Here is a 9,718-nt window from a genome sequence, read left to right as displayed (position 1 = left end):
CTCACCTCGCGACAGGCCGGCCCGCAGCGGATCGGCGAGATCACACGAGGGCACTGGGGCATCGAGAACAAGGTCCACTACGTGCGGGACGTGACGCTGGGCGAGGACGCCTCCCGCATCCGCACCGGCCACGGAGCCCAGAACATGGCCACGTTGAGATCGGTCACGATGAACTTCCTGCGCAGGACAGGAAGTTCCATCGCCGACGCCCGCCGCCGGCTGGCACTCGCACCCGCACACAGCCCCGCTCGACCTCTTCGGCATCCCCGGTGACCTGCATATTCACGACTGAAATCCGACTTTGCATCAGCCCTGACCGGCCGGGCCCCTGCAGGCAGCCCGGCACCCGGGTGGACGGGGTGGACTTCCGGACCTCGAGGACCGCCTCAGGCCCGGACAAGGGCCGGATCACCATCCGGGGCAAGCCGGCCACCGGCGGGCCACCGCTGCGGCGGCGCGCGAGTGGCCGCAGCGGCGATGGGGGCTTCGGGTCCAACACGGAGGGACCGGCCCGGCCCGGTTCGGTCCGGTCACTGGGATAGTCGGCCCGTCCGGGGTGACGGCGGGAAGGCCCGGGCGGCCGGCCCGGTACCCCCGCGGGATCCGGCAGGCCGGCTCACGCGGAGAGGACCCTGCGCAAGAACCCTGCACGCAGCAGTGCGACCACCGCAGCGCCCCTACCCGCGGCCACGGCCAGGAGATGGCCCACCAGGATGCCGACGACGGCCCCGGCCAGGATGTCATGCGGGTAGTGCACGCCCACGAACGTCCGCGACGCGCCCATTGCCGCGGCCAGCAGCCCGGCCACGGCACCCAGACGGCGCCGGACGTGCCACAGGAGTGCTGCGCCCGCGAAGGCGATGACGGTGTGGCTGCTGGGGAAAGCCCAGTCCCCCGGCGCCGGGCAGGCTTCCAAAGTCGTGCCGACTGGCAGTCCCCGGCACGGCCTGCCCTCCTTGAACAACTGCTTCAGTACGAGGTTGACACCGAATGCCGAAGCCACGACGGCCGGAGCCGCCAAAGCTCTGGCCATCACAGCACCGGTGGCGCGCCGCGCCTGCCAGAATCCGGCCAGCATCAACAGGGCCAGCAGTCCCAGCCCGTAGCCGGAGAACAGTGCCACACTCTTCGCCGCGATGGGCGGGAGTGTGTGGGCCACGTCAACGGCACGCTGATAAAGGCTCCCGTCGATTGCGGCCGCCATCCCCCGAACGCCGCCGATCAGACCCTCCACAGCTGCCGCTGCACCGGGACGCCGAAATCCGCACCGGATGCCCGGCGCAACCAGCGCTGCTCCCGATGGGAGAAACCTGTGGGCCCGGGTACTGCCAGCACCGGGCATGCAGCGTGTTTCACGATCCACCGGCCCAATGCGCCGCTCCACGGCGCTGACAGCCTCCTACGCCGTCCGGCCCCGATCACCAGCAGGTCCGCAGGGCCGGCGACCGCCTGGCACAACACCGTGCCGGGCGCTCCGAGAACCGCCAGACGCCGCACGGGCAGGCCGTCCGGTACGCCACCGAGGGCTTCGTCGAACGATGCGGCCAGATCCTGCGCCGCCTGCAGCGCGGCGTCATCCCAGATCTGCTGATCGGAGACTCCCGCCGGTGCGAGCGACCACACCTTGATCGCGACCAACGGCCTCTGCGAGTCCCGGGCCTGTTCCACCGCCATCCGCAGCGCTGCCAACGAGGCCGGCGAACCGCTCACCCCGACGACGACCTTGCCCGTTGTCGGCATCCTCGTGCTCCCTCGTTGCAGGTTCGGACCTGTAGCGGTCCCTCCTGCGAAGGCTCGCCGCAGCGCCCTGGCACCGGCATCGGCCGATCGGCGGATCCGCCGGTCAAGAACCACCGGCGGGATCCAAGGAGGAGTGCGGGCAGCCCGGCAGAGGAGCGGACCGGCACCGGCGGTGTGTGATCTCACGCTGTCCAGGCCGGTTCCGGTTCCCCAGCCCGGTCCGTGCTACGGCTCGTCCAGGACGGGCCGGAAACGAGGGCGGCGCATCCCGTCCGTGCGTGGCGAAGGCAGCACCCCCATGGGGCAGGCACAGGCGACGTGCCGCCCGGTGCAGCCGCTCCGGCTACGGTCTGCTGCGGGACGCCTCTGCTGAAGGTTGCCGGGGGCGCCGACCGAAAGGCCGGATCGGTGGGGTAGCCGGCCCTGGAGTGCAGGTGGGGCACGGGACACGGCATCCTCACTGGGAGGCGGCCCCGCCTTGCCCCGCGTGTGCCCGTGGCGCGGCGGGGCGCCGCTGTCCCCGCGTCCGCTGCTCCGACCGGGTCGCTTGCCGTGCTGCTTGCCGGTGCGGGCCCCGGCTGTCCGGGTGTCCAGGCTGTCACTGCCCGGCCGGCTCTTGCAGGATCGCCCGGTCAGCGGTAGACCCGGTAGCCGTCGACGGTGAACTCCATATGTGTCTGGTGGGGCTGGGGTGCCCGTTTGTCGGCTGCGACGGAGATGTTGACGATGGGGTAGGCGGACCAGTTCTCGGGAACTCCTGTCCGGTCCTGGTTGACGAGGGCCCCGTTGATGTAGGTGTCCACGGAGGTGCGGCCGATGTCCACCCGGAGCTCGAACGGTACTCCCGGCGTGATGACGTCGCGCAGGAAGGCGTTGGCGGGGCGGACGTGGTTGGCGACCTCGAGAACCCGTGGATTGCCGCCGTGGTACTCGAAGAGGTCGATCTCTCCGTGTCCGCTCTGGACTCCGGTGGGCAGGTCACGGCCCCAGGTCCACAGGGCGGGCCAGGCACCCTGGTCCGCGTTGAGGGTGATACGCGAGGTGATGGTGTCGCCGGGCTTCAGCTCGAACTTCTCGCGGGTGTACTCAGTGGTCACCAGATCGGTGTTCCACTTGCCGTCGGCTCTCCGATCGGCTCTGAACACACCGTTGGTCGGGGCGTTCGCAGGACTGATGTAGTCGAGTTTGTTGTCGCCGGGATTGGTGGGGCCGTTGCCCGGATAGGCACTTGACTTTCCGGTGTTCCATTTGTTGGAGTCGTTGAAGTCGCTTCCGTCCCACACCAGTTGCTTTCCGGGCGCTGGGGACCGGCTGGGCTCGTCCGGGGCCGGAACGGGCGGCGATGGCATTGTCGGAGGAAGAGTGACGGGCGGTGCGGGCACGGTGGGCCGCGCCGTCGGCGGGGACGGCACGGGCACGGTGGGCCGCGCCGTCGGCGGGGACGGCACGGGCACGGTGGGCCGCGCCGTCGGCGGGGACGGCACGGGCACGGTGGGCCGCGCCGTCGGCGGGGACGGCACGGGCACGGTGGGCTTCCAGTCTCGTTGCCAGGTTGGACTGGCCCACAGGCCGAGGAAGCTCCACCGATCCGCTGAGTTCACCAGGACGCTGGGGCCATCTGCAGGCGGGGTGTCTGCCCGTGCCGGGTCGATGCCGCTGATGAGTGCCGTGCTCACGCAGGTCAGAGGCAGCGCAGCAAGAAGACGGGTCCGCAGACTTTTCACGATGCTCTCTCCCGAGTGATGGGGCTGTGATGCGCGGTTTTTCGGTTCTGCCGGGCGGCAGTGCGACCCCGGCGCCCCCATGCTGTCCAGCCGCTGGATAACGAGAGGTTGGCGCTGCCCCGGCTGATCCCCTGCGCTCGTCCGGCCCGGCCACTGCTGCGGGGACGACGACGGTGAATTCGTCGTCCGGGGTTCTCGGGACGCCCGGGCCCGGGACATTCGGTGGGTCCGGGCACCGGTGGTCCCCCCGTGAGTCGGGGTTCGCTTCGTGTGATGGTCTGTGGCATGCCGCTTTCGGCGTAATCGGTGGTGGCGGGCCGTTCGACGGTCACGCTGTGTCTGTTGGTCACGGTCCAGGTCGGGAGACCGAGGGTGCACAGGTCGTGTGAAGTGCTGTCCGAGAGGACACGGCGGCACGCCCAGCGGGAGCGGGGGGTGTCGGGACACGAACTCGCGGTGCGGTGCAGGGTGTCGCGGTGCACGGTGTTCCAGACACCGGTGCCGCCCCGGCGAAAGCCGCCGCCCTGGGCGGATGCGCCGGACCCGGTGAAAGGGTTCGCCGGCCGGATGGCCGAGGACGACCCGAACACGCCGGGCGGGCAGCGGCGCACGAGCACGCGGATCGTCTCGCACCCCGCTGCGGAGCGGGGTTGCAGGCCGGTCACCAGGGCCGAGATGCAGGTGATGCCGCGGGCGACCGAGTTCCACGGCCGCCGGGCCGGGGCACGCCACCCGGATCCGGCCAGGCATTGCGCCGGCCACGGCATCCTGGAGCGCTGCCCGCGGATCCTGCCGGTCGCACCGGATGCGTCCGTGCCGGCCCGGAACGGACACCGGATCGCGACACCCCGATGAGCAGCCGCATCCGGGACACTCTGGCCTCCGAGGGACCGGCTGCGGCGCGGATCGTGGTCACGGTGGCCGTCGCATGGCAGGTGGCGCTGTGGCTGGGAGCGGAGCAGCCGCCCGTGTACGCGGCCATCGTCCCGCTCGTGGCTCTGCGCGGTGACCCGATGACCGCCCTTGCCACCTCACTGCAGCGTGTACTGGGCGTCGTCGCGGGTGTCGTGATCGGCATCGCTGTTCTGAACGTCCTGCACCCTTCGACTGCCGCGCTCACCCTGGTCGTCGCCCTGGGCCTTGCGGCCGGGATCCTGCTGCGGTCCGGTGGGCCGTTGAACGTCCAGGTCCCGGCATCGTCCCTGCTGGTCTTCGCCAGTACCTCCCCGGACACCTACGCCCTGCACCGGCTGTGGGAGACGGGTGCAGGAGCGGCTGTGACGATCCTGCTCGCGCCGCTGCTGTGGCCCGCCGACCCCCGCCGTGTCCTGACCTTCCTCGACCATGACGTGCGCGCCCACCTCGCCCGGGCGCTGACCGGCACAGCCGCCGTCCTCGGAACCGACCCGGCCACGGCGCATGACAACATCGCCGCCGTCGCGGGGCACATCGAGGCGATCCACCACAGCGCCGTGCGCGCCCGCGAAGCCGAACGCGCCATGCGGTTCAACCCCCTGCGCCGCCGCCACCGTGACGCGGTCGGGCTCCTGGCTCACGGGATCGCCACCTCCGACCGTCTCACCCCGTACCTGGCGACCCTGGCCGGAGAAGTCGCCGCGTTCACGGGCAGGAACGATCTTGCCCCGGTCATCGCCGACGCCCGGCGGCATCTACCGGCGCTGGCCGCCTCCACCACACGGGCGATCAACAACACCCTGGGCACGGGCGGACCCGGACCGGCCCTGTCCGCGGCCCGCGACGGCCTCACCGCCTACGCCCGCGCGGACTCTCGCCCCGCCGCCGTGGCCCTGCGCAGACCCTTCCAGCAGATCCTCGACAGCCTCGGCCGACATCCCGCGCCCTGACGACGCGCACAGCGGCCGAGCGGGCCTCTTCCCCTGCCGTGGTCCGGGCTCCCGGTGGGCTGCGGCGTTCGGAGACGAGACGCTCGTCAAGGCGCCTGGCGGCCTTCAGCGGCTGCGGGACGGTCCGCCGCCGCGACGAGGTGCACGGCGTGCCGCGTCGGACGACCCGGCTGCTCCACCAATCGGGGGATGATCCCGCCCGAGGGCAGAGGCAGGCTGGAGGCATCCGGTCACGAGGAGGAACCATGGATCCGGGGAGCATGTCCACCGGCAATCTGGAGGAGATCGTCCGGATGGTCCGGCAGGAGGTCGGCTTCGACATGTACTCGGCCGTTGCCAACTGCCCGCCCGAAGTCCTGCGGGAGATGCTCTCGGCATTCCGCGGCGGTCGGAGCCGCGATTCGGTTACGGGGCCGGTTTGGGCGGCCTCGGCCGGCAGATGAGAGCGCACCCGAGCGGGACCGGCGCCTGGTGAAAGCACGGCGCCGAGCCGGCTCGGCGCCCTTGCCGTCCTCCCGCCGCACCATCGGACCGGCGATGGCCGGCCGCATGCGGAGCGAACGGATCACCGCCCGCCGCCGCCATCGCGATCAGTGTGCGCAGAGCCGCCTGCCTGGTCCGCTGTGGTAACGGCTCCTGATGCGGGGTGGTGGCCTGACGCATGGTCAGCTGGAGAGGTTGCGGTCCACTGCGATCAGCAGCTCTTCGGCGGCCGAGTTGAGCGCTGCGGTGCCGGAGCGGGGCTGCCCCAGGACGGCGGCGACGACAACCCGCTCGGTACCCGAGACCTTGCGGTGGGCTGCGAAGACGAGATTCTTCCCTGCCGCTGTGGTGGTGCCGGTCTTGCCGGCGAAGACTCCCCGTTGCCCGAGCAAAGGGTTGGTGTTGGGGTGGCGGGCGCCGGACGGCCCGGTGTAGGAGGATCCCGCGAGTTCGGCGAACCCGGGCAGCTGCAAGGCCGCGCGGAACAGCTCGACCTGGTCCGCGGCTGTACTGACGGTTGCAGGGTCCAGGCCGGTGGGATCGGTGTAGGTGGTGGAGGTCATCCCGAGATCACGTGCGGTGCGGTTCATCTCCTGGACGAAGGCGGCACGGGTGCCGGAGCACCAGCGGGCGACCTCATCGGTGATGTTGTTCGCGGAGACCGCCAAGACGGCCTGGAGCGCCTGGCGCTCGGTGAAGCGCTGGCCCGCGCTGACCGGTACGAGACTCTCTCCGTTCGCCACACGGGCGCTGTACCTGCCGGCTTCCTCCCCGGACACGGTGAACGAGGGCCCCTGTTCCCCTCCCGGGAGCGGGTACTGCCGCAGGAAGAGGTAGGCCGACATGATCTTGGCGGTGCTGGCGATGGGAACGGGCCGCTGGCCGGGCGAGGACTGGGTGTGACCGAAGCCGTCGATCATCACCGAAGCCTGGCCCGTGGCCGGCCACGGGCCGTCGGTCAGGGCCCATCCGGCAGCCGGGGGGTCGGCCCGGGCAGCCGGGGGGTCGGCCCGGGCAGCCGGATGAGCCCGCAGCAACTGGCCTCCGGCAACCGCCAGCAGACACAGCACCGCGCCGAGGGCTGCCCACGCGCGGCGTCTGGACCGGCGGCGCCGCGCCGCCCCGGCCTGCCGTCGGGATCCGGCCTGCGGTGCCTGGGCCCGGGTGGCTGCACGGCGCGGACGACGCGTCACAGGTTGCAGGCCTTTCTCCGAACGAACCGGCGGGTGACCGCAAGGACGCGTCCTCGGCGCGTTCGGCGGTCTCTGAGCGGGTGGCCCGGCAGCGCCCGGCCGACGCTGCCGGACGGCCGGGGAAGGGCTACGCCCTGGCCTTCGCGGCGGACTCGCACATCCAGCCGGACACTGCCGACGCGGTCGTGGCGGAACCGCCCGCACCGAGGCCTCTGGCCGTCAGGCACTTCCGCCATCTGTGCCCCATCATCGGCGGCACGGATTAAATTCGCGCTGGGGGAGCTCTATCGCGGGACTTTCCGCCTCGGTCCGCGGGCGGCCGGGCAGCGGCTTCGGCAGCGGCCCGGGTTGTCCGGCCGCCCGGACCGCGCCGGATTCCGCACAGACCCCGCGGTGTGTGGTCAAGCGCTCTGCCGGGTCATGATCCGGGCGCGCCCTGGGGGTCTGCCCGTTCCCCCCGGGGCGAAGGCCTCGCCCGGGCGGAGTGGAGTCGTTCACCGTTGGGCCGCACGGCCCGCCGAGAACGGCCCGCGCTACCTCGTCGGAGCCCCGCAAAGGACGCTGATGTTTGATCAGTTCTGCCCTGGAAGCCTCCGGGGCCGGGCCGCATCGTCGTACGGGTTCGCGGCGCAGCCGGTCGACGCCCCGGTCCTGGCCAGGGGTGTGTGCAGCGGACGGGACACGGTGCTGCGGTCGGTGGGACGAACGGGACCGGCGCCCTTCTTCGGTCTCCTGCCGCCGTAAGGTCGTCTCCGGCCCGTCCGGCGGCGGGCCGGTTGGCCTGTCGTCCGTGATCCGCCGGCCCATCCGGTCGGGGGCAGGCGTCCAGGACGAACGTGCCGCGGATCGGGCCTGACCAGGTCCGGCCGCAGGCCGTGTCTTCGAGCCGTGGCAGGCCCGGACGTTCGACGGCAAAGTGCCGGCCGCCCGAGGCCGGCGGCCACGGGATGGCGGTGCGGCGGCGCTTCCCGCAGGAAATGCCCGCGGGCCCGAGCCGGTATCCGCCGTTCAGGGGTGCACTTGTGTGATCGCATGTCGGGTGGGGACGAGAGCCGGAGATGGGCGAGGTCCGTCTTGGCGGACGTACCTGACCTGGGGTGTCGGCCCGCAAAGATGATGTCCGGGCACAAAGGGGGCGCGGGGAGCGAGGAAGCCGTGCCCGGGTCGGCGCACAGGCACCGCCACATCGCCGCCGCCTTCCGGCGGCGCAGTCGCGTTCTTCGTCGCCGGGGCGCGAACCACCGCCCGGTGGTGGTGGCCGGCAAACGGCTCCTGCAGCACATCCCGCCTGGCTCGATGTACCGTCCCAAGCCGGAACGTCCCTCGAGCGGACCCGATCCCGCAGGCCGACGGCACCGCCGAACGCTTCGATCGCCCCAGCTCGACGAGCGGACCTGCAGACGGCCCCTTGGCTCACCACAGCGGCGCCACGACGCCTACCCGCCCGGCCCCACACCTGCGATCAGCATCGCAGCGACTGCGTACCCGCGGGCAGGAAACCCGTCGGCCGCATCCCCCGCTCTCACGGTCGGGAGCGCCTCGATCGCCCAACGGCTGATAGCACTCCCGGAGTGCTCGCCGTCACGGACTGACGGCGAGCACCAGGTACGCGGCCAGGATCGCCAGGTGGACGCCGCCCTGCAGCGGGGTCGCCCGCTGGGGGGTGACGGTCAGCGTGCCGACGGCGACGGTCAGCGCGAGCAGCACCATGTGGGTGGCCCCGAGGCCCAGCAGCAGCGGGCCGGACAGCCAGGCCGAGGCGACCGCGACGGCCGGGATGGTCAGGCCGATGCTGGCCAGGGCCGAGCCGAGCGCCAGGTTGAGGCTGGTCTGCACCTGGCCGCGGGAGGCGGCCCGCACCGCGGCGATGGTCTCCGGGAGCAGCACCAGCAGGGCGATCACCACCCCGACCACGGCGGCCGGCAGGCCCGCGGCCGCCACCCCCCGCTCGATGGTGGGGGAGACGCCCTTGGCGAGGCCGACCACCGAGGTCAGCGCGACCGCGAGCAGGGCCGCCGAGGCGAGGGTGGTGCGCTGCGTCGGGCGGTCGCCGTGGTCGGCCGGGTCGAGCAGGTCGCCGGCGGGGGTGACCGGCAGGAAGTACTCGCGGTGGCGGACCGTCAGGGTGGCGACGAACAGGCCGTACAGCACGATCGAGGCGCTCGCCGCGTAGACCAGCTGGGTCGGGTTGAACTGCGGGCCCGGGGTGCTGGTGGTGAAGGTCGGCAGCACCAGGCTCATGGTGGCCAGGGTCGCGATGGTGGCGAAGGCGGCTCCGGTGCCCTCGGAGTTGAAGACCGCGACCCGGTGCTTGAGCGCGCCGACCAGGATGCACAGCCCGAGGATCCCGTTGCAGGTGATCATCACGGCGGCGAAGACGGTGTCCCGGGCGAGGCCCGCGCTCTTGTCGCCGCCGTCGGCCATCAGCGTGACGATCAGGGCGACCTCGATCACGGTCACCGCGACGGCCAGCACCAGCGACCCGAACGGCTCACCGACCCGGTGCGCGATCACCTCGGCGTGGTGGACCGCCGCGAGCACCGCCCCGGCCAGGAAGCAGGCCACCACCGCCACCACCGGGCCCGGCAGCGAACGCTTCCAGGTCAGCAGCAGCAGGACCAAAGCCAGCACCGGCACCACGGTGGTCCACTGCGCGGCGAGCGGGCGGATCCGAGTGATCATGCCGTCGAGCTTGGCAGACCGGCGACCCCCG

General features: G+C 72.1%; 8 protein-coding genes and 1 pseudogene. 4 read left to right on the top strand and 5 right to left on the bottom strand.

The features are described from left to right. A pseudogene (locus tag AC2TEW_RS37550) lies at window positions 1–273 on the top strand (ISAs1 family transposase); the annotation flags it as partial. Between the two features lie 343 nt (window positions 274–616). Here AC2TEW_RS37550 and AC2TEW_RS37545 read toward each other — a convergent pair. The 3 genes from AC2TEW_RS37545 to AC2TEW_RS37535 form a co-directional block, all read right to left on the bottom strand. Next, window positions 617–1,234 carry a phosphatase PAP2 family protein gene (locus AC2TEW_RS37545; RefSeq protein ID WP_484627702.1) on the bottom strand — a complete coding sequence of 206 codons (618 nt, stop codon included), beginning with the start codon at window positions 1,232–1,234 and terminating at the stop codon, window positions 617–619. Continuing rightward, complete coding sequence (locus AC2TEW_RS37540) at window positions 1,222–1,740, bottom strand: universal stress protein (protein WP_484627701.1); 519 nt, start codon at window positions 1,738–1,740, stop codon at window positions 1,222–1,224. Before AC2TEW_RS37540 ends, AC2TEW_RS37545 begins: the two co-directional genes overlap by 13 nt. 632 nt (window positions 1,741–2,372) lie before the next feature. Then, window positions 2,373–3,023, bottom strand: a complete 651-nt coding sequence (locus AC2TEW_RS37535) for a LamG domain-containing protein (RefSeq protein ID WP_484627700.1) — start codon at window positions 3,021–3,023, stop codon at window positions 2,373–2,375. A 1,008-nt stretch (window positions 3,024–4,031) separates the two neighbouring features. Here AC2TEW_RS37535 and AC2TEW_RS37530 point away from each other — a divergent pair. The 3 genes from AC2TEW_RS37530 to AC2TEW_RS37520 all read left to right on the top strand — a co-directional run bounded on the left by AC2TEW_RS37530 (window position 4,032) and on the right by AC2TEW_RS37520 (window position 5,772). After that, window positions 4,032–4,319, top strand: a complete 288-nt coding sequence (locus AC2TEW_RS37530; RefSeq protein WP_484627699.1) for a hypothetical protein — start codon at window positions 4,032–4,034, stop codon at window positions 4,317–4,319. Further along, entirely contained in the window at window positions 4,316–5,329 is a 1,014-nt protein-coding gene (locus AC2TEW_RS37525; protein ID WP_484627698.1) for an FUSC family protein, read from the top strand. Before AC2TEW_RS37530 ends, AC2TEW_RS37525 begins: the two co-directional genes overlap by 4 nt. A gap of 260 nt (window positions 5,330–5,589) precedes the next feature. After that, a complete protein-coding gene (locus AC2TEW_RS37520; RefSeq protein ID WP_484627697.1) occupies window positions 5,590–5,772 on the top strand; it encodes a hypothetical protein in 183 nt (60 codons plus the stop codon). 222 nt (window positions 5,773–5,994) lie between these two features. Here AC2TEW_RS37520 and AC2TEW_RS37515 read toward each other — a convergent pair whose 3' ends face one another. After that, window positions 5,995–6,732, bottom strand: coding sequence for a D-alanyl-D-alanine carboxypeptidase family protein (locus tag AC2TEW_RS37515; RefSeq protein WP_484627696.1), 738 nt, complete (start codon window positions 6,730–6,732; stop codon window positions 5,995–5,997). Between the two features lie 1,854 nt (window positions 6,733–8,586). After that, window positions 8,587–9,687 (bottom strand): calcium:cation antiporter, encoded by a 1,101-nt coding sequence (locus tag AC2TEW_RS37510; RefSeq protein ID WP_484622056.1) that lies wholly within the window; start codon window positions 9,685–9,687, stop codon window positions 8,587–8,589. Window positions 9,688–9,718 lie beyond the last annotated feature (31 nt).

Source organism: Kitasatospora sp. NEAU-CNBT7 (genome assembly GCF_057220535.1).
The sequence above is the reverse complement of the archived record's forward strand: the minus strand, read 5'-3'. Positions and strand labels throughout refer to the sequence as shown.

What these genes read in the sequence shown, in the direction of transcription:
- AC2TEW_RS37540 (WP_484627701.1), bottom strand. Translation starts at nt 1,740, where the DNA reads ATGCCGACAACGGGCAAGGTCGTCGTCGGGGTGAGCGGTTCGCCGGCC.
- AC2TEW_RS37530 (WP_484627699.1), top strand. Translation starts at nt 4,032, where the DNA reads ATGGCCGAGGACGACCCGAACACGCCGGGCGGGCAGCGGCGCACGAGC.
- AC2TEW_RS37525 (WP_484627698.1), top strand. Translation starts at nt 4,316, where the DNA reads ATGAGCAGCCGCATCCGGGACACTCTGGCCTCCGAGGGACCGGCTGCG.
- AC2TEW_RS37520 (WP_484627697.1), top strand. Translation starts at nt 5,590, where the DNA reads ATGTCCACCGGCAATCTGGAGGAGATCGTCCGGATGGTCCGGCAGGAG.
- AC2TEW_RS37515 (WP_484627696.1), bottom strand. Translation starts at nt 6,732, where the DNA reads ATGATCGACGGCTTCGGTCACACCCAGTCCTCGCCCGGCCAGCGGCCC.
- AC2TEW_RS37510 (WP_484622056.1), bottom strand. Translation starts at nt 9,687, where the DNA reads ATGATCACTCGGATCCGCCCGCTCGCCGCGCAGTGGACCACCGTGGTG.